Source organism: Trichocoleus sp. FACHB-90, from assembly GCF_014695505.1.
GTDB lineage: Bacteria > Cyanobacteriota > Cyanobacteriia > Cyanobacteriales > FACHB-T130 > Funiculus > Funiculus sociatus.
The window spans coordinates 85,511-110,269 of sequence record NZ_JACJOK010000089.1; the positions used below are offsets into that span (position 1 = coordinate 85,511).

21 protein-coding genes, 1 tRNA gene and 1 pseudogene are annotated in these 24,759 nt (G+C 46.9%); 12 read left to right on the forward strand and 11 right to left on the reverse strand.

Translation table 11 applies throughout. From position 1 onward, the window contains the following. Positions 1 to 119: 119 nt before the first annotated feature. Positions 120 to 1,634, reverse strand: coding sequence for a CPBP family intramembrane glutamic endopeptidase (locus H6F74_RS26095; RefSeq protein ID WP_190445028.1), 1,515 nt, complete (start codon positions 1,632 to 1,634; stop codon positions 120 to 122). Between the two features lie 241 nt (positions 1,635 to 1,875). Here H6F74_RS26095 and H6F74_RS26100 point away from each other — a divergent pair, with 241 nt between their 5' ends. After that, positions 1,876 to 3,219 (forward strand): histidine phosphatase family protein, encoded by a 1,344-nt coding sequence (locus H6F74_RS26100; RefSeq protein WP_190445108.1) that lies wholly within the window; start codon positions 1,876 to 1,878, stop codon positions 3,217 to 3,219. A 427-nt stretch (positions 3,220 to 3,646) separates the two neighbouring features. Next, entirely contained in the window at positions 3,647 to 4,909 is a 1,263-nt protein-coding gene (locus H6F74_RS26105; protein WP_190445029.1) for a dihydroorotase, read from the forward strand. A gap of 96 nt (positions 4,910 to 5,005) precedes the next feature. Here H6F74_RS26105 and H6F74_RS26110 read toward each other — a convergent pair whose 3' ends face one another. Both H6F74_RS26110 and lepB read right to left on the reverse strand, forming a co-directional pair. Further along, positions 5,006 to 5,869: an IS701 family transposase gene (locus tag H6F74_RS26110; protein ID WP_190445030.1), complete on the reverse strand. Its 864-nt coding sequence runs from the start codon at positions 5,867 to 5,869 to the stop codon at positions 5,006 to 5,008. A 185-nt stretch (positions 5,870 to 6,054) separates the two neighbouring features. After that, a complete protein-coding gene (gene lepB, locus H6F74_RS26115) occupies positions 6,055 to 6,663 on the reverse strand; it encodes a signal peptidase I (protein ID WP_190445031.1) in 609 nt (202 codons plus the stop codon). A gap of 256 nt (positions 6,664 to 6,919) precedes the next feature. Here lepB and H6F74_RS31215 point away from each other — a divergent pair. Beyond that, positions 6,920 to 8,243, forward strand: a pseudogene (locus H6F74_RS31215) (dihydroorotase). Positions 8,244 to 8,432: 189 nt separating this feature from the next. Here H6F74_RS31215 and tsaE read toward each other — a convergent pair. Next, positions 8,433 to 8,888, reverse strand: coding sequence for a tRNA (adenosine(37)-N6)-threonylcarbamoyltransferase complex ATPase subunit type 1 TsaE (tsaE, locus tag H6F74_RS26125; RefSeq protein ID WP_190445032.1), 456 nt, complete (start codon positions 8,886 to 8,888; stop codon positions 8,433 to 8,435). Between the two features lie 3 nt (positions 8,889 to 8,891). Beyond that, positions 8,892 to 10,295, reverse strand: a complete 1,404-nt coding sequence (locus tag H6F74_RS26130; RefSeq protein ID WP_190445033.1) for a gluconeogenesis factor YvcK family protein — start codon at positions 10,293 to 10,295, stop codon at positions 8,892 to 8,894. Positions 10,296 to 10,667: 372 nt separating this feature from the next. On the opposite strand from H6F74_RS26130, the gene ruvC reads away from it, so the two are divergent. The 3 genes from ruvC (at position 10,668) to H6F74_RS26145 (ending at position 13,351) form a co-directional block, all read left to right on the forward strand. Next, the gene (gene ruvC, locus H6F74_RS26135; RefSeq protein ID WP_190445034.1) at positions 10,668 to 11,198 is read left to right on the forward strand and encodes a crossover junction endodeoxyribonuclease RuvC; all 531 of its coding nucleotides are present in this window, start codon (positions 10,668 to 10,670) and stop codon (positions 11,196 to 11,198) included. Between the two features lie 103 nt (positions 11,199 to 11,301). Beyond that, positions 11,302 to 12,252, forward strand: coding sequence for a trypsin-like peptidase domain-containing protein (locus H6F74_RS26140; protein ID WP_190445035.1), 951 nt, complete (start codon positions 11,302 to 11,304; stop codon positions 12,250 to 12,252). 451 nt (positions 12,253 to 12,703) lie between these two features. Next, entirely contained in the window at positions 12,704 to 13,351 is a 648-nt protein-coding gene (locus tag H6F74_RS26145; RefSeq protein WP_190445036.1) for an SH3 domain-containing protein, read from the forward strand. A 625-nt stretch (positions 13,352 to 13,976) separates the two neighbouring features. Here the strand turns inward: H6F74_RS26145 and H6F74_RS26150 are convergent. The 3 genes from H6F74_RS26150 to mgtE all read right to left on the reverse strand — a co-directional run bounded on the left by H6F74_RS26150 (position 13,977) and on the right by mgtE (position 17,034). After that, on the reverse strand, positions 13,977 to 14,471 hold the full coding sequence (locus tag H6F74_RS26150; RefSeq protein ID WP_190445037.1) for a molybdenum cofactor biosynthesis protein MoaE: 495 nt from the start codon (positions 14,469 to 14,471) through the stop codon (positions 13,977 to 13,979). A 106-nt stretch (positions 14,472 to 14,577) separates the two neighbouring features. Continuing rightward, positions 14,578 to 15,606, reverse strand: coding sequence for an aspartate carbamoyltransferase catalytic subunit (locus H6F74_RS26155; protein WP_190445038.1), 1,029 nt, complete (start codon positions 15,604 to 15,606; stop codon positions 14,578 to 14,580). A 75-nt stretch (positions 15,607 to 15,681) separates the two neighbouring features. Next, positions 15,682 to 17,034 carry a magnesium transporter gene (mgtE, locus tag H6F74_RS26160; protein WP_190445039.1) on the reverse strand — a complete coding sequence of 451 codons (1,353 nt, stop codon included), beginning with the start codon at positions 17,032 to 17,034 and terminating at the stop codon, positions 15,682 to 15,684. Positions 17,035 to 17,266: 232 nt separating this feature from the next. On the opposite strand from mgtE, the gene H6F74_RS26165 reads away from it, so the two are divergent. Then, positions 17,267 to 17,785: a hypothetical protein gene (locus H6F74_RS26165; RefSeq protein ID WP_190445040.1), complete on the forward strand. Its 519-nt coding sequence runs from the start codon at positions 17,267 to 17,269 to the stop codon at positions 17,783 to 17,785. Here H6F74_RS26165 and H6F74_RS26170 read toward each other — a convergent pair. Continuing rightward, positions 17,782 to 18,378: a DNA-3-methyladenine glycosylase gene (locus H6F74_RS26170; RefSeq protein WP_190445041.1), complete on the reverse strand. Its 597-nt coding sequence runs from the start codon at positions 18,376 to 18,378 to the stop codon at positions 17,782 to 17,784. The two genes, H6F74_RS26165 and H6F74_RS26170, sit on opposite strands and share 4 nt — an antisense overlap. Before the next feature lie 237 nt (positions 18,379 to 18,615). Between H6F74_RS26170 and H6F74_RS26175 the strand changes: the two genes are divergently transcribed. Continuing rightward, positions 18,616 to 20,295 carry an MBL fold metallo-hydrolase gene (locus H6F74_RS26175; protein ID WP_190445042.1) on the forward strand — a complete coding sequence of 560 codons (1,680 nt, stop codon included), beginning with the start codon at positions 18,616 to 18,618 and terminating at the stop codon, positions 20,293 to 20,295. Between the two features lie 100 nt (positions 20,296 to 20,395). Here the strand turns inward: H6F74_RS26175 and H6F74_RS26180 are convergent, their stop codons facing one another. Then, on the reverse strand, positions 20,396 to 20,707 hold the full coding sequence (locus tag H6F74_RS26180; RefSeq protein WP_190445109.1) for a DUF6679 family protein: 312 nt from the start codon (positions 20,705 to 20,707) through the stop codon (positions 20,396 to 20,398). Positions 20,708 to 20,885: 178 nt separating this feature from the next. On the opposite strand from H6F74_RS26180, the gene H6F74_RS26185 reads away from it, so the two are divergent. Further along, the gene (locus H6F74_RS26185; RefSeq protein ID WP_190445043.1) at positions 20,886 to 21,041 is read left to right on the forward strand and encodes a hypothetical protein; all 156 of its coding nucleotides are present in this window, start codon (positions 20,886 to 20,888) and stop codon (positions 21,039 to 21,041) included. A gap of 496 nt (positions 21,042 to 21,537) precedes the next feature. Here the strand turns inward: H6F74_RS26185 and H6F74_RS26190 are convergent, their stop codons facing one another. Continuing rightward, positions 21,538 to 21,780 (reverse strand): hypothetical protein, encoded by a 243-nt coding sequence (locus H6F74_RS26190; protein ID WP_190445044.1) that lies wholly within the window; start codon positions 21,778 to 21,780, stop codon positions 21,538 to 21,540. Between the two features lie 347 nt (positions 21,781 to 22,127). Between H6F74_RS26190 and H6F74_RS26195 the strand changes: the two genes are divergently transcribed. The 3 genes from H6F74_RS26195 to fba all read left to right on the forward strand — a co-directional run bounded on the left by H6F74_RS26195 (position 22,128) and on the right by fba (position 24,444). Further along, positions 22,128 to 22,997, forward strand: a complete 870-nt coding sequence (locus tag H6F74_RS26195) for an aldose epimerase (protein WP_190445045.1) — start codon at positions 22,128 to 22,130, stop codon at positions 22,995 to 22,997. Between the two features lie 67 nt (positions 22,998 to 23,064). Next, a tRNA-Lys gene (locus tag H6F74_RS26200) sits at positions 23,065 to 23,136 on the forward strand. Positions 23,137 to 23,364: 228 nt separating this feature from the next. Next, on the forward strand, positions 23,365 to 24,444 hold the full coding sequence (fba, locus tag H6F74_RS26205; protein WP_190445046.1) for a class II fructose-bisphosphate aldolase: 1,080 nt from the start codon (positions 23,365 to 23,367) through the stop codon (positions 24,442 to 24,444). Positions 24,445 to 24,759 lie beyond the last annotated feature (315 nt).

Below are 24,759 nucleotides of genomic sequence, written 5' to 3' on the forward strand. Positions count from 1 at the left end.
GCCTCTATTTTGAGGTTAGGCGAAAGTCCGCGTCTTGGCGCAAAAATTGTGAATTTTTTTTAAGTTAGTTGCCCCTGGTTCGGTCAACGATTCCCCCAGCGCAGATAAAGCACGAAGCATCACGTAGAGCCACTGCCTAAGATGAAGAGACTCACGAGGGTGGCGCTATTCCAGAGAGAGTGGAGGAGGATGGGGGCGAGGAGGTTGCGCGATCGCGTATAAACTGTACCCAACACAAACCCCAAAGTCGCCAAAGGCAGGATTTCTGAGAGGTGGAGGTGAACAACAGCAAATAGTAAGCTAGAGACAGCGATCGCGCCCCACACTGGCAAGTAACGAGTCAAAGACGGCAACAGAAACCCGCGAAACAAAAATTCCTCAAATAGCGGTGCCGCCACAGCCGCCGTCAAGAAAAATATCGTCAGCGCTACGCTATCCCGTCCCTCTAGGGCAATTGGGAGAATCGGATTACTCCCGCCTTGTCCCTGCCAGAGTTTTTGGTTAATTAGCGACACTATAATCACCAGGGGTAATGCTACCAAGTAGCCTCCCAATCCCCATAAAATCCAGTTTCCCCGCCAATCCAAGCGAAACCAACCTTCAGGCAGGGGAAAAAATTGTTTTATGGAGAAATACAGCACTAAAAGACACGGAATTGCCAAAAATAGGTAAGTAGCTAGAACAAACAAAGCTTGCGTCCGACTATCGAAACTGGCTCGGTTTAGGGGCAGTAAGCTGAAAAAGATCGGCAGCAGAAATTGACCGATAAAGAAAAAGCCGACAACAAACACTTGCCAGATAGTTTCCCCATTCCAAGGTGTTGTCCATTTAACATCGCCATTGTGAGCCAGAAGGGATTCTTTTCCCTTAATCAATCGTCCAACTAACAGAAAAATCAGCAACCCTATGCCGACAATTACCCCGAAAAGCGGCACCGTAGCGACCATTGCTAATTTAAAAACTGCTTGTTCGGCTACTTCCTGTTCTTGTGCTTTGAGAGCCGAAAGCGTCTCTGTCCGCCCCTGTAATTCGTACAGCTTGCTTAAAGCGCGATAGCGGAACCAACCGTCTAAATGCTGTTCAATTTGCTCTTGGGCATTTGGCAACGGGCGTGGGGGATTGCTCCAAAGCCCGATCAAAACATCAGCCGTTTGAGAGGGCGATCGCTCACTCGTCTCTTTCCAGGTTGCGATCGCTGCATCCGTTTCTCCTGCCACCTGTAAGATTCCCACTCGCAAGTACAGCTCATCAATCACCTTTTTTAACTTGTCTATTGACAAAAGTAATTGCTGCTGATCCAATTTATTTGGATCTGTATCAGCTTCAACTTGCAGCTTTTTCAGTTGCCCTTGGAGCTTTTCCAGGGTAATTTTATCCTCCGAAAGTGCATCCTGATACTGCTTTTGGGCAGCTTTTAAGGGTTCGTCACCCAGGATGGCGTTACGGGCGGTCGTCAAATTTGAGCCACCGGAATTTTCCGGCTCCCACTCAGTTGCGTGCAGCAGCAGATTCGTTTGGTACAATTCCAGACGACTTTGAATCTGAGGCTGACTCCAGCTGCCTTGCAAGGACAGAGTAACTTGGACAATAGCCAAAATTGTCAGCAACCCCAAAATCAACCGCTTAATTGTCATGCGTTCTCCTATAAACATTTACTATCGTGTCGCCTCTGGAGAATATCTTAGCGACGTGTCCCGAACAGGTTAAAATTCTCCTGAACCTTTTTTGTTCACTGACTGAGGCAGCAGCCTTGCTCAACTCGTTCTCAGGCAGCAGCCCAAAAACGAGAAATCCTTGCATCCAATCCCCCCTACCCCGTTATCAAGGGGGTGTCTAAAATCTAAAATATAAAATCGATTCGCGGAGGATATTACCCTGAATACTCGTGTCATTCTCGTGCGTCATGGTCAGAGCAGCTATAACACTGAGCGTAGAATTCAGGGCCGCTGTGATGAATCAATTTTGACCGAAAAAGGTCGTCTCACTGCTGGTCAACTTGGTGCTGCTCTAGGTGGCATAAAATTTGATGCAATCTATACCAGTCCCTTACAAAGAGCAAAACAGACAGCAGAGGTAATCGTATCCTGTTTGGCGACACCTGCGCCGTTACAAGCGTCAGATAAGCTAATGGAAATCGATTTGCCTGCTTGGGCGAAAATGCTTTCTTCTGAGGTGAAGGAGAAATTTTCCGAAGATTATCGCTGCTGGCAAGAACGTCCCCACGAACTGCGGATGATGATACAGGAAGCGGAGGGCGTGAGAGAACATTTTCCAGTTTTAGCTCTTTACGAGCAAGCGCGACAGTTTTGGCAGGAAATTCTGCCGCGCCACGCTGGGGGAACTATTTTATTAGTGGGGCATAACGGCATCAATCGAGCTTTGATTGCGAATGCGATCGCTATGTCCCCTGAGCGTTACCATTCGATTCAGCAGTCGAACTGTGGCATCAGCGTACTAAATTTTGCTGATGGCTGGGACAAACCTGCTCAATTAGAGTCGATGAATTTGACTGCTCATGTGGGCGAAACTCTGCCCAGTTTTCGTCCGGGACATAAGGGGTTACGTTTGTTGCTGGTACGCCACGGGGAAACTGAGTGGAATCGTCAGAAACGCTTTCAGGGACAAATTGATGTCCCGCTTAACGACAATGGGCGAGAACAAGCCGGAAAAGCGGCCGAATTTCTCAAAGATGTGCAAATTGACTTTGCTGTTAGTAGTCCACTGCTGCGTCCCAAGGAAACAGCGGAAATTATTCTCAAATATCATCCCCATGTCCAGATTGAACTACAGCCACCTTTAGCAGAAATCAGTCACGGACTGTGGGAAGGTAAATTTGAGGAAGAAATTGAGCTAACGTACCCAGGTATGTTGGAACAGTGGCGAGATTACCCCCAGACCGTGCAGATGCCAGAGGGAGAAAATTTGCAGCAGGTGTGGGAACGCAGCGTAGCCGCTTGGCAAATGGCGATCGCATCTTATTCTGGAGATCAGCCTAAAACTGGTTTAGTGGTGGCTCACGATGCCACGAACAAAGTCTTGCTTTGTCACATTTTAGGTTTAAAGCCAGAAAATTTCTGGAGCATTAAGCAGGGTAATGGGGCAGTCACCGTAATTGATTATCCCCAAGGCCCAGATGGTATGCCAGTGCTGCAAGCGATGAATATCACAACTCACTTAGGGGGAGGTGTTCTGGATAAAACGGCTGCTGGTGCGTTGTAACTAACATCTTGCACCTCAATAAGCCTCAAAACCAGCCTAGAAATAAATTTTCTGGCTAATAGCGAGAGTCTATTAAAATGGACTGGAATCTTTATCTGGTAAGCCTTTAGTCCTCTTAAGAGGAATGGCGCTTAATTGAGCCAGGAAATAAATTTCCCGCTTAAAGCTAAAGTAAGCTAAAGCTTACGGAATAAGTCTTTCAACTCTTTAAAACGGGTTGCAAGCTTTGAGGCTTTTACTTTAGTTCAGGGCATAAGTTAATGCCATTCGGCTTAAGAAAACTTTCGCTATTAGCCAGAAAAATCTCTGGCGGGTTATTGCAACTGGTGCAAGATGTGCTTTGTAAACGGCTGAGAAGTTCAGGACTGAGGGCTGAGAACAAACAGAATTAACAACGTCCTCAGTCCTTAGCCCTCCGTACTCATATATGAATAGTGAACTACTTCAACAAGTAAGGGTAATAGATCCTGTTTCTGGAACTGACCAAATTGCCGATGTTCTGATTGCTGATGGTTATATAAAAGCAGTCGAAACTCAAATTTCTGTAAATCCCGCAGAAATATCGGTGCGAGATTGTCGTGGATTGGTTCTGGGGCCAGGACTGGTGGATTTATACAGCCACTCCGGTGAACCTGGGTTTGAAGAACGGGAAACCTTAGTAACGCTTGTTTCCGCAGGGGCGGCTGGAGGCTTTACCCGGTTGACAATTTTGCCGGATACGTTACCAGCTATCGATAACCCAGCTGGTTTATCCTATCTTCAACAATCCACAATCGGAAATACACAATCGAAAATTGGATTTTGGGGTGCTTTAACTTTGGGCGTGCAAGGCCAGCAAATGACAGAGTTGGCAGAACTTGCAGCGGCTGGGGTGGTGGGTTTTGCTGATGGTAAGCCGATATCAAATTTGGCGCTGCTGCGAAGAATTTTGGAATATCTTCAGCCTTTAGGAAAACCAGTGGCTTTGTGGGCTTGCGATCGCCATCTTTCAACCAATGGGGTGATGCGAGAAGGTGCGGCTTCAATTCGTTTTGGTTTGCCAGGAAATCCCGCGATCGCGGAAACATCTGCTCTGGCTGCTTTGTTGGAAGTGGTAGAATCCACTGGCACGAAAGTCCACATCATGCGCGTTTCGACAGGTCGCAGCGTTAAGCTAATTCAGGATGCTAAGGCACGGGGTTTGCCAATAACGGCGAGTACCACTTGGATGCACTTGCTGCTGAATGCTGAGGATGTGGGGAGTTATGATCCTTCTTTACGTGTGGAACCGCCTTTGGGCAATCCATCTGACCAAGGAGCATTAATTGATGGTGTGCGGAGTGGGGTACTTGATGCGATCGCTATTGACCACACTCCCTACACTTACGAAGAAAAAACCGTCGCCTTCGCCGAAGCACCACCGGGCGCGATTGGTTTAGAGTTAGCTTTGCCGCTACTTTGGCACACCCTGGTTGAGAATGGCGACTGGAGTTCTTGGGAACTGTGGCGGGTTTTGAGTACCCGTCCCGCTGAGTGTTTACAACAAAAACCAGCTGCGATCGCAGCTGGTCAACTCGCGGAAATTATTTTATTTGACCCCCAGCTAACTTGGACAGTCGAGACGCAAAACCTGAAATCCCTCTCACTAAACACTCCCTGGTTAGGTCAACAGTTGCAGGGTCGCGTCGTCCAAAATTGGAGTCACGGCTAATATAAATGAACTAGCCATCAGACTGGCAAAAGCCTTAAATAAATTTTAGGCTTAAAACTTAAACCCGTTTGAACTGACATCTTGCACCATTCTCAATTAGCCATACTGCCAGCCAGAGACAGAAATGAAAAAGCCCTCGATCTGCCAACGCCTTCTGCCTAAAAGGGTGATGTAAATACCCGACAGGGGTTTGGTAGACACCACAAACCGTTTTTCTCTAGTGCCATCATCTTTGTTCAACCAATACCAGGATAGTGTGACGGGGAAATCCAGTCCCCACAAATACACCTGCTGACCGCGAGCCAGCACGTTGTAGACGTGGCGACCATCAGCTAAACGTCGGTCACGGCTAACACCAAAGATGCCATGAGTGCGCTGGCGTTTTTTGATCCATGTGAGCATCTCGGTGCTACCAAAGGCAGTATCACCAAGAATACGCACTTCAAAAGTTTGTGTCAGTGTCTTGGGAAGGGTCAACATCAGACGCTGTGCTAGTTGTATCGGTGTTAACTCTCCTTTACCCCGATAGATACGGTATCCCCACGGTATTCGTCGCTTTCCCAACAGGATGTAAAGGACAACCAGATGTAGTCCTCGTTTCCCGTTGTACACACGGATGAGTTTGCCTAACCCCTTAAACTTGCCCACTTTTTCTATGGTGGTCATGTCGAATACCACCTGTAAGATGGGTCGCCGACCTGGTGGTCGTTCCGCTTGGATTTGTGCCACTATCTGTGCTCGTATGCTCCGGATAACGGCAAGCGTTGACCAGTTGTACTGGTTGAGAAATCGACTTAGGGCACTAGCGCTTACCGTCTGGCTGTGTTCGGGTAAGCTATGACCCGTCGCTGACAAAAACAGTCCGAGTAAAGCTCGCAAGCTGTTTTGTTGATACCGACTCGGCATCAGCTGCATCAGGCTATAGACTATTCCTTGGGCGTAACTCAGGATGGTTAACATTGACCATTTGTTGAATTTTTCTCTACGCCCTTTTTTTCAGATTTTTACCGGCTTTGCAACCCCACTTCTTGAGAATGCTGCAAGATGTCAGTTTTAACGGGTTGAAACATTTACCCAGTCATCTTTAGATGACTTTAGCTATTAGCCCCGTAGACGCGAAGCGGCTTCTCGAAGAGTACTTTAGTTCAGGGCTTTTCTTGCTTATCCGAGGAATCAACCGGAGTCTGATCCACTTCTCCGGCGCGATTCAAAGGCCAGAAACGTACTATCGCTCGACCAATTATCTTGTCGCGGGGGACAAAACCCCAGTAATGGCTGTCGTAGCTGTTGTTGCGATTATCACCAAGTACCAAATAAGCGTTAGGTGGCACCTTCACTGGGCCATAACGGTAATTAGGCTGTTCGTCGATATATTTTTCCCGCAAGGCTTGATCGTTGACATAAACTCGTCCCCCTTTCACCTCTACTTTGTCTCCCGGTATACCAATCACCCGCTTAATGAAGGCATCGTGAAAATTTTGCTTTTCTAGGGCTTCGGTGGGATTAAATACTACAATGTCTCCCCGTTCTGGAGAGGTAAACTTGTAACTAACCTTGTCTATAATCAGACGGTCATTGATTTGTAGCGTTGGTAGCATCGATCCCGAAGGGATGTAGCGTGCTTCCGCTACAAAAGAGCGAATTCCAAAGGCTAAAATGGCGCTAAGCCCAATCGTTTTAATTCCCTCTATAAAGGGATTTTCAACTTGTTGTTGGGTTTTGCTGTCTGGTTCTTGATTCTGCACGTCAGTCATAAACGGTTAATCACTCAAAGCAAAGGGATATAACGGATTACCCATCTAATGATTTATATCAAGGAAAACATTGTTTCTACCTATATTTTGTCTAAATTTTGCCTAAATACATCCTGCCATCATTAAAAATATTTGGCTGGCGTGTTTACCGTAATTGTCTTGGCCCAGTTAAAAAAAAACGCCTTATTGCGGTAAAGTCTAAGCACAGCATACACTTTTCGCGCTCACTTGACGATTGCATAAACCACTGATTGCCATGTCCTCTGCTTCTTCTCTGTTTATCCGCAACGCTAACATTCTTCTGCCCAATGGTGAGTTTTTAATTGGGGATGTCGAAACTCGTGGCGGGAAATTGTCCAGGTTGCGTCAAAAATCCCAAAAGATGACTCTGGTAAAGAAATAGACGGTTCGGGTCTGACTTTGTTGCCGGGAGTTATTGATCCGCAGGTACATTTCCGGGAACCGGGGTTGGAACACAAAGAAGACTTGTTTACTGCGAGTTGCGCTTGTTCCAAGGGAGGGGTAACGTCGTTTCTGGAGATGCCTAATACTCGCCCTCTGACAACTACGCAGGCGGCTTTGGATGACAAGCTGCGGCGGGCGCAAGAAAAGTGCTTAGTTAATTATGGCTTTTTTATTGGGGCAACGGCGGAAATTTGGCCGGATCTTTTAGAGGCGCATCCGACTCCTGGGATTAAAATCTTTTCTTTATGGGATCGATGCACGGTCAGTTGTTGGTGGATCAGGATACGGCGCTGGAGTCGATTTTTGCATAAGGTGATCGCTTAATTGCGGTTCACGCTGAAGATCAAGCCCGAATTAATCAACGTCGTCAGGAATTTGCCGGAATCAACTATCCCGCAATTCACTCCCAAATTCAGGATAATCAAGCTGCCCTTAATGCTACTCAACTAGCGTTAAATCTTTCTAAAAAATACCAGCGACGGTTACATATTTTGCATATGTCCACAGCTGAGGAAGCCCAGTTACTGCGTCAGGATAAACCGAGTTGGGTGACTGCGGAAGCAACGCCGCAACATTTGCTGCTAAACACTAGCGCTTATGAAAAAATTGGCACGCTGGCGCAGATGAATCCGCCTTTGCGATCGCTTCATGACAACGAAGTTCTCTGGCAAGCTCTTCTCGATGGTGTAATTGATTTTATCGCTACCGATCATGCTCCCCACACTTTGGAAGAAAAAGCCCAAGTCTACCCGAATACTCCTTCGGGAATGCCTGGTGTTGAAACATCTCTACCGCTGATGTTAACTCAGGCTATGCAGGGACGTTGTAGTGTTGTCCAAGTTTCTAACTGGATGTCGGCGGCTGTAGCCCAAGCTTATAATATTCCAAAAAAAGGCGCGATCGCTCCTAGTTGTGATGCCGATTTAATCCTTGTTGATTTGAACAATTACCGCCCTGTTTTGCGCGAGGAATTACTTACTAAATGTGGTTGGAGTCCCTTTGAAGGCTGGAACCTCACTGGATGACCTGTTGTTACTATTGTCGGCGCTCAGGTTGTTTACGACCGAGGCAAACTTAATACAGAAGTTCGCGGTCAAGCTTTATCTTTTGGCTAATTTCTAACTTTTAAATTAGTCAGTCTTTTCCGCACAAACTGCTTGACAAACTCTTGTAATTATAGTTAAATAATAATACAACAAGAGTTGACACGGTAGGCATGATGCCTACCGTGTAACTTTTTAAAGGGCAAGATTTAAACGCAAAGGTAGGCAAAGAACTTTGCCTACCTTTGCTGCCTAAAGCGTTTAAATCTTTAATGACCCGAAATTAAATGCACCTGCGGGGACAAGTTCAGCTTGACGACCATTATCAGCTGAATAAGTTAACTGGATGCTCAAGAAGTTTAACGGTTTATACTGCAAACGTTCCGCCCATTCAATGGCGACAATTCCCAAAGGGACTTCAATTCCTTCCCAGTAAGTTTCCAAGTTTAACGCTGTCACTTCGGTAGGTTCTAAGCGGTATAAATCCAGGTGATACAAAGGAATGCGTCCTTCTCGATACTCGTTAATTAAGGTGAAGGTGGGGCTAACAATTGGATCGATAATGCCCAATCCTTCACCAATGCCTTGAACGAGAGTAGTTTTGCCAGCACCCAAGTCTCCTTCTAGCAAAATCGTACTACCAGCACTTAGCGATCGCCCAAGATTTACACCCAGCGATCGCGTAGCTGTTGCATCTAGCAGAGAAATTACTTGCAATTCCTAACTTCCAACTCCTAACTCTATCCCTTGAGCGCGACTATACCACCTCAGCAAAATCCTAGCTAGACGTTGAGGATCGTGCCTTACATAACCTGTTTCTTCATCCTCATCCATCACATTCGCCAGAACAATTCGTCGTCCCAACTCCCCCACAGCTTCTCTGTCTAAGAAAACCGGATGAGAACTTTCCTGAGCATATCGAATCAGAGTATGAGCAGAGGGAACTTTTTTATGTACCAGGACGGCGTTAAATAATTGTTGACCGCAGGCGGCGTCAATGGCGCGGATGTGGTCTGAGACAGTGTAGCTTTGGGTTTCCCCTGGCTGGGTCATAATGTTACAGACGTAGATGATCGGAACTTGTTTTTGGGCGATCGCTGCGGCAATTTCCGGTACTAACAAATTCGGGATCACGCTGGTATAAAGGCTACCAGGGCCAATGATAATATAATCGGCTTCATGAATTGCCTGTAAAGCTTTGGGCAAGGCTGGGGGATTGCTGGGAATGCAACCAATTTTTTTAATTTTACCCCCCGCTTCCGTGATGCTGGATTCTCCCTCAATCCGCCGCCCATCTTCTAATTCTGCCCAAAGACGAACATCACTCAATGTTGCTGGTAAGACCCGTCCCCGCACAGCTAAAACTTGGGAACTAGCAGCGATCGCTCTCTCCAAATCCCCAGTAATATCGCTCATCGCCGTTAAGAACAAGTTACCAAAACTGTGACCTACTAAACCATCCCCAGCCTTAAAACGGTATTGAAACAGTTCTGTTAATAACTTCTCCTGGTCTGCCAAAGCTGCTATACAGTTGCGAATATCCCCAGGAGGTAGCACCCCAATTTCCCGCCGCAGACGACCGCTAGAGCCGCCATCATCTGCCACAGTGACAATAGCGGTAATGTTGGCGCTGTAGTGCTTCAATCCCCTAAGCAAAGTAGAAAGCCCTGTACCGCCGCCAATTGCGACAATTTTTGGCCCTCGGTTCAGTTTACGATGAGCTAACAGCACATCAATCAGTTGTTCATCTGATGAGGGCTTCAGCACCGAGGTAATCGCTCCCATAGAGCGAGTTTGCCCCAAAAAAATCAAAAATACGCCGAAAGCGATCGCAATGGGGCCAGACACATAGTTAGGAAGGATGGTGGTAATCGTTTCCAGTAGCTCCCCAATGAACTGAATCATCCAAAAAATCGGCGTCAGCTTCACCCAAATTGCCAAACCCAAAGTGGTTAGCAGCACACCACCCGCACTAATCACCAACCAACGTTTTACCAACAATCCGGGAGCCAACCATTTAAACCAGCTATTGACTCGGTGGGGAGTTCTGGAGTTCAAACCCCAGGGGATGTGCGACTCTTGTCTCAGGGTGCGTAAAGCTTGTTTAAAAATAGCGTTTGACATTGCTGATTCCTGGGGAACACGAAGGCAAGATTCGACTTTAACGAGAAAGGGCGCAAAATCACTGAAATAGGAACGCTCCCATAAATCGCCTCTACGACTTGATTGGACTGGCACACTTGTGTCTAAGTTGCCACTTTTAAAGAGCAACAGGGAGCCTTTGCCCATCAGAATACATTTTTTGCAGCTTCTTGGGATGTGACATACGAAACTAATAAAGTTTGTCTCCAAATTTTTAACTGAGCTTATGATACGCTTGCGACGTTCAGCAGCAAAATCAGGAATTAGAGGGAGCTAATATAAACATTGCATCAGAAGTCAGCTTGAGTCGCCATTTTAGGCGGAAGCTCGCTTGGTTTATCCCGTAAAGGCTAAATGGAAAAGCGAATTTTAGGATTAGACCCTGGACTTGCCACATTAGGATTTGGCGTAATTCTCTGCAAACCACCTGACTGCTTAGCTGTGGCGAATCTTCCTCCCGCCAAGCGCCCGGTACAAACCGCGTCAGAAGTGGCAACATTGCTGGATTTTGGCGTTATCCAAACCTCCGCCAAAACGGAGATGGGAGAACGACTCCGCACAATTTACGACGATTTGCACACTCTGCTGGATCAGTGGAAACCCGATTTGGTGGCGATTGAGAAATTGTTCTTTTATCGGATGGGGAACACAATTTTGGTGGCTCAAGCACGGGGGATAATGGTGTTAGTGTTGGCACAGCACGGTGTCCCCTATGTTGAATTTACGCCAGCACAGATTAAGCAGGGGCTGACTGGCATGGGTAATGCTGATAAGTCGGAAGTGCAGCAAGCCGTAGCGCGGGAATTAAATTTAGACTATATTCCCAAGCCAGACGATGCCGCAGATGCCCTTGCGGTGGCGCTGACAGCGTGGTATGGGCAGTAGCCGCAATCTACACATCCCTACAAAGGAAACACGCTGGGTCGATTTGCGTCATCAGTCTTATTGAGTCATCCCTCTTAAATTCGGCTACTTACCTTTGAGTGTCATGAAACCTGAGCGCTGGTTGTTGTGTGCTGCTTCCCTTTGTTTGCTCAATACGCCTGCTGTGAGCAGTGTTCCCGTTCCCACGATTCTTGCCCAAGCTCAAGGTGAAGAACAAACTAGCATTGATGTTTATCGCACTGCCAGTCCGGCGGTAGTTACCATCAGTACCGGAAGAGGTTCCGGTTCTGGCACTATTGTTAGTCCAGAAGGACTGGTGTTAACTAACGATCACGTGATTCGCAGCGCCAGAGGTGGTGTGGTGAGCGTCAGTACCACTACAGGCAAACGCTATACCGGGCAAGTAATTGCTACTGACCGAGCGAATGACTTAGCGCTAGTAAGATTAAATACAAGCGATCGCTTCCCCAGTGTAAAGCTGTCCAATCCGGCAAGCATTCAAGTCGGTCAGCGGGTCTTTGCTATTGGCAGCCCCTTTGGATTGTCCGGAACGTTGACAACAGGTATCTTAAGCCGTGTTGGTCGCAATGGGGACTTACAAACGGATGCAGCACTTAATCCGGGCAATTCTGGAGGCCCTTTGCTCAACTCGCAAGGCGAACTCATCGGTGTAAACAAAGCCATTCTCAGTCCCGGTGGCGGAGGCAATACGGGGATTGGGTTCGCTACCAGTGCGACAGTTGCCAGAAATTTTATTCAACAAAACCGTAACCGAACCGCTCCCCCCATTACTACCGCTCAAAGTCCCTCTTTGCCTTCAGCTCGTGGTTTAGGTGTGACTGTAGATACAGGGACACTGGTAGTTGTGGGGGTACAGCCAGGATCGCCAGCTGCGAATATCGGAATCAGGCCCGGAGACAGAATCATTGCTGTTAATGGTCGTCGTCTCAGGGGAGTTCAAGACTTGCAAACTTTCTTAGCTCGTCGTCCCGCTTCGGCAATTCTCACGGTGGGACGGAATCGCCGTTTGGCTGATGTCCGGGTGAATTTTTGAAGTTGGGAAAAAATGTTTTTTTGATAGGGCGGGCATCTTGCCTGCCCAATTTTAATGCCATACTTCCTCTTATAAGACGAACCTAACTGCCCTTGCCTCCCTTCCTGATTAGGCAAGGCCAGGGTGGTTTCATTTATTAAAAGAAAATTCTGTAACGATGAGGGGCATCTTGCCTGCCCCACACGGGCCTACCCAATAGCTTCACTTCCTCCGCACTGCTTGACAATATTCCCCTTTTTCATGTATTTAGCACTAATTTTTCTGTATGCTATTTGACTAAGAAGCTTCCGCAAACTTAACGATCCTATTGCTTAGTGGTGTAGGGACGGGTTGATAGAGATGCGCCAGCTAATCAGTCAACCATTATGAAAAACAAGTCTCGACTGCGGGGATGCTTTTCGATGTGGAAGCTTCTAACACAAACGTTTTGGTGAGATGAGGAGTGTAGCGTATGAAAACAAAGAGCCACTGGGCAATGCCTGTTGCCCTGTTTGCTGTCGGATTAACCGCTGTAGGGGGTTTGAAAGTCTCCGCCACTGCGGTCACTAACAGCACCACAGATAGCTCTATTCAAGAATCACAACCAAATTCTATTCAGCCTCAGGGCGAGTTGCTACTAGCACAGGGACTTGTGGGACAGTGCCGCGCCGTTAAGCAGCGGATTTTTATCTACGCACAGCGTTCAACCACCAGTCAAACGATTAGAACCTTAGCTCCCAACGAAGCAGTTACTCTAGCAGATAATGGTAGTGCTGGTTGGATCGCCATCAATGCACCTGCTACGGGTTACATACAGGCACAATACCTTAAACCCTGCACTGGAGCAAACAATCCTCCCCCTGCTCAACCTTCCAGCCTCTGTCGTGTAGTTACGTACAGAGGAAGTGAGGGTTTGGCTATCCGTAGTGGCCCCAACAAAACTGGCACCAGAGTTGGTGGAATCAGACTTGGCGATCGTGTTACTCTCGCAAAGAGTCCTCCAGACTTAACTTACGATAGCGATCGCCGTGCTTGGGTACAAATTACCGCCCCGGTTGCCGGATGGATTTCTTACGGCTATCCTAGTTCAAACTCATTGAATGTCGGCCGTTGTCCGTAGTACCTTAGCCTAAACTCATTAAGTTAAAATCACCCCATATTTCTACCAAGTTTCTTGGAAATGGGGTGATTTTTTTTGACAAGATTCAATTGAGTGGCTGTTTCCTTCTATTTATAGGATGCGTTAATCACGCTTAACAACCTAATACTTTGAATCAATTCAAAATCCCAATTTGACATTACTCTACTTGACGTACTGACATTCTATGTAGCGGGAGAGACAGTATGCAAGAAAAGGTCAACAAGTAAGAAAAAGCAGCCGTCAACCTCAAATTAATTGATAAGATTTCCCACTCAGGATGCCAAAGCTTCAGGATACCTACCATGACGCAGTGCACTATCCAGTAAGAAAAGCTCATTGATAACAGCATTTGCTCACTTATCTCAAGCTCCGACGCTTGAGTTGAGTCGCCATCAGATAGTAAAAAAAGTCCCGCAATACTAGCAACTAAAGAAGCGAAAAGTAAATAATCGTGCCAGTGCAGATTTGGCATTTATCTAACCCTGCTTATCTCAAATTTATGAATTGCAACTCAGTCTAAAGGATAATTTTCCGGAGATAAAGCAATAGTTACAAACTGCAATCTACGACACCTAAAAACTTAAAGTTTTGCAACAAATGCCAATTAGCAACCCTCTTGTTGAGTTTCGCAAGCACCAATACTCACCCAACTGCTAGAACCATCCGCCCAATGTTCCTTTTTCCAAATTGGGGCGTTGTGCTTCAGGGTATCAATCGCATACTGGCAGGCTTCAAAGGCTTCCGAACGGTGAGGACAACCCACAGCTACCAGCACGCTGATTTGACCAATTTCTAAGCGTCCGATGCGATGGTGAATTACAATCCGATTGACATCTTGCCATTTTTGGCGGATATCAGCGGCAATTTGTCTAAAGATTTGTAAAGCCATCGGCTCATAAGCTTGATACTCCAAGGCAACTACTGGTTTACCATCGGTTTGATTGCGAACCATTCCACTCATCACCACAATTGCACCGTTACCTGGGTCATCTGCTAAGCCATAAACTTCTTCCAGTGACAAGGGAGCAAAGGAGATGGCAAAGTTGTCTCCTTTGTGGTGTTGAGTGGGAGTGTTTAAAAGACTGGTGACACCATTCATCAAGTTGAAATCCTGAGCAAGGAACTGGATCTATTGTGATCGATCCAGCGCCCTAAGCCCATGAAAAGGTCAACAGTGAGGGGATGGCAAGATGCCCACCCACAGATTAAGATTTGCCGCTGCCCATCAGGTAAAGTAGTGCCATGCGGACGGCAACGCCACTCGTCACCTGTTGGGAGATTAAACTGAACTGGGGGTCGTCCATCAAGTCAGAACTAATTTCCACGCCACGATTAACTGGCCCTGGATGCAGCACTTTAACATCCTGTTTGCAGAGTTTCAGGCGATCGCGTGTTATCCCATAGCGCTGATGGTATTCTCGCAGACTAGGCAGCAAATGCTGAGTCATACGTTCCTTTTGCAGCCGCAACGTCATTACAAAATCGGCATTTTGTAAAGCTGGTTCTAAATCCCAGTGGAGAAATAGCTTTCGTTGGGGATTGGGGATTGGGGATTGGGGAATTGCCTCTCCCTGAATCTCGCTACCGTAGGCGGCAAAAAGCTGGGGTAAAAGAGTGGGTGGCCCAGCTAGATGAACCTCTGCGCCTGTCGCTGTCAAACTCCAGATATTCGATCTGGCTACCCGCGAGTGGAGAATATCGCCGACAATGACAATTTTTTTGTCTTTGAGGAGTTCGAGTCGCGGGTGGTCTGGGTCTAAAAGAGTGCAGATGGTAAACAAGTCTAAGAGTGCTTGGGAAGGGTGTTCGTGCTGACCATCACCAGCATTGAGGACACCTACCCGCGATCGCAAACGATCCATTTCCAAGGCGATCGCTTGCGGCACTCCCGCCTCCCGATGGCGAATCACCATCATATCCGCACCCATTGCCAGATAGGTTTTCGCCGTATCCAGAATTGTCTCGCCCTTCGTCAAAGAAGACGTTGCTGCTGCAAAATTCAGCGTATCAGCAGAGAGGCGCTTTGCTGCCAGTTCAAAACTACTGCGAGTACGGGTAGAAGATTCAAAAAACAAATTAGCGACTACCTGACCTTGTAGCGTTGGTACTTTCTTCGTGCGTCGCGAAAGCACCTCTTGAAAACTGGCAGCAGTTTGCAGCACAGTGTCGTATTCATCTGGCGTGAAATCTGCCAAGGAAAGAATGTGGTGACGAGTCCAATTGGTAGTAGGCATCAGAAAAATAATTAAAAATTAAAAATTAAAAAATCAAGATATGTTCTTTCATTTTTAATTTTTAATTTTACATTTTTAATTGTGGGCTACTACCTTCAAAGCAACCGATATCAGCGATAAGAAGGTCAAAAATCCCACTGCATCCAGCATTGTAGTTAATAACGGGCCACTAATTAGAGCTGGATCGAGGTTAACCCGCTTCAAACCCATTGGCAGCAAAGTTCCCAAAGTCGCGGCTACGATAACATTAACAGCCATCACCATTGCTGCAACTAAAGCCACCCATCGGTCATTTGGCGGCGACCAAATTAACGAAAGGATGCCAAGGGCAAAACTTAAAGCTAAAGCCGTACCTAACCCCGCTAAGATTTCCTTGCGGAGAATTTTCAACGTATCTTCCGGTGTCACTTCACCTACACCGAGTCCGCGTACTGTCACGGATAAAGCTTGAATAGCGACATTGCCACTGGTGTTAGACAAAATTGGCATGATGACCGCAAGAACTGGCACAACCGAAATTACACCTTGGAAGGGCGCGATCGCACTCGCCGCACCAATATACAAACCAATATTACCCAACAACCACGGCAGTCGCTTGCGAAGCGTAACGTGAGGAGGCGACAAAGCGGCTTCATCACCACCACTCACCCCAGCGAGTTTCTGAATGTCTTGAGTTGCTTCCTCCTCTAGAATGTCCACCACGTCGTCAATGGTGATAATCCCCACCAATCGGTCTTCGCGGTCAACTACAGGTACTGCAATCAGGTCGTAACGCTTCATTAGTTGCGCGACTTCTTCCTGGGGCGTTTCCGTAGTAGCTTTGACAACGCGATCGCTAGCAATATCCCGGATTAGGGCATCGGGAATGGAAAATAACAGCTGCCGCAAAGACACCACCCGTACCAGTTTGCGGTTGTTGTCAGTGACGTAGGCGTAATAAATTGTTTCTTTATCTTCGTCACTCAGACGGATTTTGCTTAAGGCTTCTCCCACCGTTAAGCCTTCCCGCAACCATACATATTCTGTAGTCATCACGCGCCCAGCAGTACCTTCTGGATAACCCAGAATTCTCGCTGTTGCTTGCCGTTCTGAAGGGCTGAGTTGCTGCAACAGTCGCCTTACGACTCCAGCTGGCAACTCATCAAACAATTCTGCCCGGTCATCAGGGCGCATCGCCTCGACAATTTGCACTACCTGGTTGTCATGCAGCGAATTAATCAATTCTTCCTGCACCTCTGGCGGCAGATATTCAAATACATCAATAGCCGGATCTTTCTTCAGTAATCGGAATGCGATCGCCCGCTTTTCTGGGGGCAATTCTACAATGTAATCCCCCACATCTACCGCGGGCAAACCATTCAATTCCGACTTTAGCTGATTTAAGTCGCCAATATCCGACAGTGCAACACGTCCTTCTTGAGTGAGCATTCTTCCTCCTATTCCTAGTCTCCCCACGCGCTGGCAAAGACTAGATCGCCCACCAGACGCTAGAGGAGTTTCTTACTGTCACCTAATGGACTTCGGTCCATAAATTCCGCAGAAATCTACACTGATATCGCTAAGCAATGCCAGTAAATATATGCTATCCCCTCAAGGTGCATTTCACAATTGGCGCGATCGCACCAATCTATCCAAATACCAAATATAGGTTTCAAAAATTATGCAACTTATAAAAAAATCTATCGTCCCGCTTTTAACTGGGGTAATTGTCCTCAACCTAAGTAGTTGTACTACTACTCCCGCTGATCCCAAAACCGAGAATGCAGTTAATCCAACAACAATTTCCAATACTGCTGCTAGCACAACTAATACCGCCACCTCAAAAAACACCGTCACTGTCACCATCTACCAACCCGATAATCAGTGTCAGGAATTAGTGCCAGAAAAAGTAGCTGTCTCAGATAAAAATTCAGTAGCAGCAGCGGTTGGTAAAGTTTTGGAAGAAAGGGACACAGCGGACTTTAATTTAGCTGGATATCGCGTCAAGGTTAATCAAAAAAGTGGCGTTGCTACTGTTGATTTGCGACTCGCACCCAATCAAGAACGGAAGTTTGTCTCTTTGTCAACTTGCGAACAATTCGCTCTTTTTGGCAGTTTGCGAAAAACGCTGATTAGTAATCAAGCGTGGAAGATTAAAGATGTCCGCTTCACAGACCAAGGACAGGAAATTTATCTCTAGAGTTTGGAAACAGCCGGACAGTTTCCCAGATACCACCGCCAAGGCAAATCAATCCCCTGAGTTAAACCAATCCGGGTTGTCTGGAGGATTTCAGATGTAAATTCTGAGGAGCGATGTTCTAACCACAGAGGTTGACCGGGTTGTAGAACTTGGGCATTGAGAGTGCTGTCAATTTGCAGGGCGCGGCAGAGTTTACCTGGCCCAGCGGCGATTCGTGATGGTTTTACTCGGTCGCGCTCATTTATCCATTCGGGTACTAACTCTAGCTGCAAAGCCCGAAGCAATACTGCACTTGGAACGCCGTCCCGGTCTGTCACAACGTTGAGGCAATGATACATCCCATAGATTAAATAAACATAAGTTCGTCCCGCCTCCCCAAACATCACCGAGTTTCGCCCAGTTCGCCGCCGATAGGCATGACACGCTGGATCGTTTTCCCCGTAAGCTTCAGTTTCCACTATCAGCCCTCGGATAATTTCTCCGTCTGCCATTTGCCGTACCAGCGTACAGCCAATTAGGTCGGGTGCAACTTCCGTGGATGGGCGTTCTAGCCAGGAAAGTTCTACAACTTGATTATTTTTGATACAATTCATCGTAAATATACTTAATTACGCCTTAGGGGACATAAAAACAAATGGATGTGAAGCTGGTTTTAGTGGCATTAACAATTCTTTTTACTGTATCGTGCCTGTTCTTTGGCACCAAGAATGGATTCTACGATTCAGACAACTATCATGGAAACGGTTCTGCCCACTAATTAATTTTGGATTTTAAACCGATTTGGATTGAGTCGGAATCCACAATTTTAAATTGCAAATATCAATCGAATAATGAGTCAAGCTCCCCCGGCATCATCTCACGGCTACGATGATCTAGCCTATTTGCCCTATGGCGTTGGTCATAGCGACGAAGGGGTATGTTTGCTGGTGCGGTTGGGCCCATACCGCGTTCTTTTAGACTGTGGTTTGGCGGATATTTCACCGCTTTTGAAAGCAGGAAATCCTCCAGCAGATTTGGTGCTGTGCAGCCATGCACACTCGGATCACGCGCGGGGGTTGCTGGCGTTACGTCAGGCTTTCCCACAGTTGCCGATTTACGCCAGTGAGGTGACAACCCAACTACTGCCACTCAATTGGCCAGAGGTAGATACTAAGGATATTCCGCAATTGTGTCAGGCTTTGCCGATGCGATCGCCTGTGGAATTCCAAACCGGACTGGCGGCAGAATTGTTCCCATCTGGGCATTTACCAGGCGCTGCGGCAATATTGCTTACCTACACTGCTCCACAACGCACCTACTCGCTACTTTATACAGGTGACTTCTTTCTCTCCAATTCCCGGCTGGTGGAAGGTTTGCCCCTGGAAGCTCTGCGGGGCTTAGAGCCTGATGTGCTAATTGTGGAAGGCAGTTATGGCACAGCACGTCATCCCCACAGACGAAACCAAGAAAACATTCTTGCAGAGCGAATTAATCAAGCGATCGCTGGGGCGAAATCTGTCTTAATGCCCGTCCCGACTTTAGGGCTAGGACAAGAACTCCTAATGCTCTTGCGGAGTCACCATCTCTTCACTGGTCAAAATTTAGACATTTGGGTAGATGGCAACGTTGCAGCTGGTTGCGATGCCTATTTGGAACTGCTGCCCTCTCTCCCACCATCAGTACAAAATTTTGCCCGACATCAATCTTTATTTTGGGATGAGCGGGTGCGTCCTCGTGTGCGCCGATTGCCTCCAGAACAGCGTTCCTCGATTGGTAAGTCTCCCTGTATCGTCCTCACCGATGAAAGCCACGATTTAAGGGAATACTGTCAACCAGGCACCGGGCCTTGGGTATTATTACAACCTCAGCAACGTAGGGACATGGGAATGCCATATCCCTACAGCCTGACTACTGGCGGCGAAGCACTGATTGCTCAGGACTATTTACTGGCCCAGCATTCGGATGGTCTGGGAACCACCCAATTGATCCACAATCTCCGTCCGCAGCACGTAATTTTTGTTCACGGCTCCCCGACTTATTTGGCTGATTTAACTGGTTTAGAGGAGTTACATAACCGCTACCACTTGCATTCTCCAGGCGCGGGAACGTTGGTAGAACTCCCGATAGGCGAGACGTTTGTGCAACCTGCGGCACCAGAAACCAGCTATGAAGGGGAACTGTCGGAATTGGGAGCCGTGGTCACAATTACTTTACCAGAAGCGATCGCTCTTGACCCCCGCTTTACTAACTTTTCTGACACTGGTTTAGTAGAAGCCCGATGGCAGGGTGAAGAACTCGTATTGCGCGGCTTGTCCCAACGGGAACTACTTAGTCAGAGCAGCAATGCCAAAGTTCCGCTGAGTATTGAATGCTGCGGCAATTGCCTGCACCAACGGGGACAACGCTGTTGGAATCAGGACTCGCCCCTCTATGGTTTTAAAGTCACACCAGAGGGATACTGTCCAGTTTTTGAAACGGCGCATCCCAACGCTACACCCTCTGATACCGACTTAGAAAGTCTTGAAGAGTGAAGTACCAACCACCAAATCCGAGTACCGATTATAGTGGTGGCTTCAAGTTGCATTGTTAAAAAGGCAAAATTGAAAAGTTAAATTTTGCCTTTTTAACTGTTTAGTCTGGATTCGACTCTGGGAAAGTCGGACGAATCTGCTCAGCTTCTGGGCAATCGTCAGATACAAGAGGTTCAACATTCCCTCGCGGTACTGAAGCCAACTTCTGAGTTACAGCACCGATGCTTTCCAGGCGAACCATTTCTTCCCAAGAACAAACTTCATCTTCTTCTTCGGTTTCATACCGGAGTGTTACTAAATCTCCTTCAATGTCAAGAATGCGAGCGCGTTCTATCCAGCGTTGTTGGTCCCGCAAGAAAATACAGACCTCACGACCATCGCAACAGAGTTGATAAATCTTGCGGTGTAGCATGAGTTGCTTCTCCTGAGCTGATAAGTTTTTAATCCGTAAGAAACCTGTGAACCAATTTTTGGGTACACAACTTCTTTCCAACTTGATACGATTTGACTGCCCCACTTCTGGCAAGTTCCACTTTTCATCTTTACCCACTTTTCCTCAGATTCTTGAATCTTGAAGCGAATTTGAGGATATGGATTTTTCCCTGACAGAGACAGGGAAAAAGAATTTTTCCTCCAACTCGCTCTCCAAAATCTCGCAGGTGGGATTTCCTTTCCAGGTTCAGGCTGGAAATCCAGTTTTTGGGCTGGCGAGGATGCCTTTTGGTCTGCCCGGCGCCGATTTCTAGGAAAATGTGGGAATTGAGGGTAAGGACAAAAATTCAAGGTGAGGGTTCTAAATGATGTTACCGATTTAATCTCAAAGTTTAGCTTGAATCCTGTGGTATTTAAGATGGTAATTTCACAATACTCCCCAGCTACAAGCTCTTAGACGCCAAGTTGCTTCTCTTAAAAGCTCGCTTCCATCTTCATTCAAGGTCATTGGCTGACTAGAAAAACTTGAATGACAATAGTTGCGGGTCTCACACAAGCGCTTTGAGTAGAGTAGATGGAAGGTTACTGATGAGAAAAGCAGCGACGGGAAACAAGTCAAGCTGCGGCAGCCATCAATTTTGACATTACTACTCGCGTTTTTTCCAAGAAGCGCATCTAAGCTGCAATTGGTAGTTCTTATTAATCATTCTAATAATTCTTGGGCAAAGTCGGCGGCTAGAACGGGGAAATTTTTATGAATATATCAATATATGTAGCTTTCCGGTATTGCGGCATCCCTGAATGAATTAATCAGGACGCTTTGCAGCCCTCTGCTAAGGGCCTGAAAGCCAGGACTCCTAAAGATACCATTGCCACACCCGCGCCCGCCTCTCTTTTGATCTGACCTGCATTCACTGCCTCATAAAGGGAATGAAGAGCTTCTAAATCCGATGACTGGTAGCATTTGTTCACCAGCACCTGGCGAATCAATCCCTCTGAAGCAACGCTGAGGCAACCTGTTTGGAAAGCCGATTGTACAAGTGTGCGAATCATGATGTAGGCGTGCATCCTTCGAGTGTGTATTCTTAGTATCTAATACTTTTCAAACGCGGATATTGATTGAAATCGGTCATTAAGTGTGATTTTAGGCGGTATTTACCTGTGATTTGGGTCACAGCTAAGGCGAGCTATTTGAGGGGTGACTGATTGACTGTTCGCTCTTGCTGATTTGTGCATGGAGACTCCAGGGTTCGACCGAAGTAAAATATATTACCCATCCCTTAATGACAGCTTAGAAGAACAACTGTTAAAAAGGCATAAACTTAATGAGGATAGGTATAAAAGTTTGTTAAAGTTTGAGACTGGTAGCTGATCACCCGATAAGTGGGGAAACAAAACCGGTGTTTGAGATCGCCATTAAGCAGCAGCAATACAAAACCTATGTCCTCTCAGACCAATCTGCTCAATCTCACCTAGAGGTTGTTCCCGAACGAGGCGGCATTATCACCAGCCTACGTCTCAAAGGTCAGGAAATCCTCTACCTAGATGCAGAGCGGTTTGCTAATCCAGACTTGAGTGTCAGAGGTGGGATTCCGATTCTCTTCCCGATTTGCGGGAATTTACCCGAAAATACATACACTATTAACGGTCAGTCATACCATCTCAAGCAACATGGCTTTGCCCGCGAACAGCCTTGGGAAGTTACCGACCAAGAGACTCAAGACAAAGCAAGCCTTACCCTTGTCCTAAACAGCAACGACTCCACACGTGCCGTTTACCCTTTTGACTTTCAACTCGCCTTCACCTACGTTCTGTTGGACAATACGCTAGAAATTCAACAGCGCTACACCAATCACTCAGGGACAGTGATGCCCTTTTCCACAGGTTTGCATCCTTACTTCTGGACACCGGAAAAGACTCAACTAGGCTTTGAAATCCCCGGTACCGAATACCTGGATCAGCGCACCCACCAAACCCATTCGTTTAATGGTGCCTTTGACTTAGACTCTGATGAAATTGATGTTGCTTTTCGACAGCTTAGCGGGAATTCTGCCACAGTTAGCGATCGCGCTCGCCACCTACAGCTAACCCTCAACTGGGACAACAACTATTCCACCTTTGTCTTCTGGACGGTCAAAGGCAAAGACTTTTACTGCATAGAACCTTGGAGTGCGGCCCGCAATGCGCTAAATACTGGTGAGCAACTAATTCACCTGGAACCAGGAGCCAGTTTGGAGACACTTGTGCGCCTAGCCATAAATTTTGTCTGAAAAAAGTTTTGCATTTCTAGTAATTCGTGTTATCGTTATGAACGGTGCGAAAAATACAAATTTCTTCGGGTCGCTAACTCAACGGTAGAGTACTCGGCTTTTAACCGAATAGTTCCGGGTTCGAATCCCGGGCGACCCATATAAATATAAAAACCAATATAAAAAGACAAAAGACAGAAAAAAGAACTTTTGACTTTCTCGCGCTTGGTATATAAAACAAGCTTATAGTTGCTGTAGTCAGGGATAATCTATGAATTAACTAAGATAATTCCCTAGAGACTGGTAAACTATCTTAAGATTATCGTAATAATTTCGCTCGTCTAGAACAAATTAACTTGACGACCACTAACTAGGAGGATCATATATTATGGCGCTCGTACCAATGCGGCTGATGTTGGATCACGCGGCCGAAAACGATTACGGCATCCCTGCTTATAACGTAAATAACATGGAGCAGATCCAGGCAATTATGCAGGCTGCTCATGAAACAAATAGTCCCGTGATTTTGCAAGCCTCTCGCGGCGCTCGCAAGTATGCTGGAGAAAACTTTCTGCGCCATCTAATTTTAGCGGCAGTGGAAACTTACCCTCACATCCCCATTGCCATGCACCAAGATCATGGTAATTCCCCATCTACCTGCTACTCTGCCATGAGCCACGGTTTTACCAGCGTCATGATGGATGGCTCCTTAGAGGCAGATGCTAAGACTCCAGCCAGCTTCGAGTACAACGTCGAAGTAACCCGGAAAGTGGTAGAAGTTGCACACTCCATCGGCGTTAGCGTCGAAGGCGAACTAGGTTGCCTGGGTTCTCTAGAAACTGGCATGGGTGACAAAGAAGACGGTCACGGTGCGGAAGGAGTTCTCTCTCACGACCAGCTGCTGACTGACCCAGACGAAGCCGTTGCCTTCGTGGAACAAACTCAAGTAGATGCTTTGGCGGTTGCTATTGGTACCAGCCACGGTGCTTACAAGTTTACCCGCAAGCCGACTGGGGAAATCCTAGCTATCAGCCGCATTGAAGAAATTCACAGCCGTCTGCCAAACACACACCTAGTGATGCACGGTTCCTCCTCTGTACCGGAAGACCTGCTGGCTCTGATTAACCAGTATGGCGGTACAATTCCGGAAACCTACGGTGTACCTGTAGAAGAAATTCAAAAGGGTATCAAGAGCGGTGTTCGGAAAGTGAACATCGACACTGATAACCGCTTGGCTATCACAGCAGCAGTGCGCGAAGCTCTTGCTAAAGATACTAAGGAGTTTGACCCCCGCCACTTCCTCAAGCCTTCTATCAAGTATATGCAGAAGGTTTGTGGCGATCGCTATCAGCAATTTGGCGCAGCTGGTCAAGGCACCAAGATTAAGCAGGTGTCTTTGGATGATTTCGCTGCTAAGTATGCTAAAGGCGAGTTGAGCGCTGTCACAAAGAAAGCTTTGACTGTCTAAGCAAGTTTTGGATTTTGGCTTAATCTCCAATCTAAAATAGAAAATTTTCCTTGGCGGGTAGCTTTTTAGCTACCCGTTTTTGTCTATCAGAAGAGTGACTTGGCAAACTTTCAGGAACCAACCAGAACAACCTTGTAGAACTGCATATCGTTGTTTTTCAAGAGTTTGTTATTTTTATGGCTACTAATAAAAAGTTTCAGCCTTCTAACATTGGCAAGCCCGCAAGACGGCAAGGAAGCGCCCCGAAAAATACTAGCACCCAAAATACTACTAAGCCAAAGAAGCCTGGTAAGTAAGGTGCAAAGTGTGGGTGTT

Bases quoted from the DNA above. Each gene is read 5' to 3' on its own strand.
- H6F74_RS26185 (WP_190445043.1), top strand. From the start codon at position 20,886: ATGGATTTTTCCCTGACAGAGACAGGGAAAAAGAATTTTTCCTCCAAC.
- lepB (WP_190445031.1), bottom strand. From the start codon at position 6,663: ATGACTGACGTGCAGAATCAAGAACCAGACAGCAAAACCCAACAACAA.
- mgtE (WP_190445039.1), bottom strand. From the start codon at position 17,034: ATGCTCACTCAAGAAGGACGTGTTGCACTGTCGGATATTGGCGACTTA.
- ruvC (WP_190445034.1), top strand. From the start codon at position 10,668: ATGGAAAAGCGAATTTTAGGATTAGACCCTGGACTTGCCACATTAGGA.
- H6F74_RS26110 (WP_190445030.1), bottom strand. From the start codon at position 5,869: ATGTTAACCATCCTGAGTTACGCCCAAGGAATAGTCTATAGCCTGATG.
- H6F74_RS26180 (WP_190445109.1), bottom strand. From the start codon at position 20,707: ATGCTACACCGCAAGATTTATCAACTCTGTTGCGATGGTCGTGAGGTC.
- H6F74_RS26145 (WP_190445036.1), top strand. From the start codon at position 12,704: ATGAAAACAAAGAGCCACTGGGCAATGCCTGTTGCCCTGTTTGCTGTC.
- fba (WP_190445046.1), top strand. From the start codon at position 23,365: ATGGCGCTCGTACCAATGCGGCTGATGTTGGATCACGCGGCCGAAAAC.
- H6F74_RS26170 (WP_190445041.1), bottom strand. From the start codon at position 18,378: ATGAATTGTATCAAAAATAATCAAGTTGTAGAACTTTCCTGGCTAGAA.
- H6F74_RS26130 (WP_190445033.1), bottom strand. From the start codon at position 10,295: ATGTCAAACGCTATTTTTAAACAAGCTTTACGCACCCTGAGACAAGAG.
- H6F74_RS26175 (WP_190445042.1), top strand. From the start codon at position 18,616: ATGAGTCAAGCTCCCCCGGCATCATCTCACGGCTACGATGATCTAGCC.
- H6F74_RS26165 (WP_190445040.1), top strand. From the start codon at position 17,267: ATGCAACTTATAAAAAAATCTATCGTCCCGCTTTTAACTGGGGTAATT.
- H6F74_RS26095 (WP_190445028.1), bottom strand. From the start codon at position 1,634: ATGACAATTAAGCGGTTGATTTTGGGGTTGCTGACAATTTTGGCTATT.
- H6F74_RS26155 (WP_190445038.1), bottom strand. From the start codon at position 15,606: ATGCCTACTACCAATTGGACTCGTCACCACATTCTTTCCTTGGCAGAT.
- H6F74_RS26150 (WP_190445037.1), bottom strand. From the start codon at position 14,471: ATGAATGGTGTCACCAGTCTTTTAAACACTCCCACTCAACACCACAAA.
- H6F74_RS26105 (WP_190445029.1), top strand. From the start codon at position 3,647: ATGAATAGTGAACTACTTCAACAAGTAAGGGTAATAGATCCTGTTTCT.
- H6F74_RS26190 (WP_190445044.1), bottom strand. From the start codon at position 21,780: ATGATTCGCACACTTGTACAATCGGCTTTCCAAACAGGTTGCCTCAGC.
- H6F74_RS26140 (WP_190445035.1), top strand. From the start codon at position 11,302: ATGAAACCTGAGCGCTGGTTGTTGTGTGCTGCTTCCCTTTGTTTGCTC.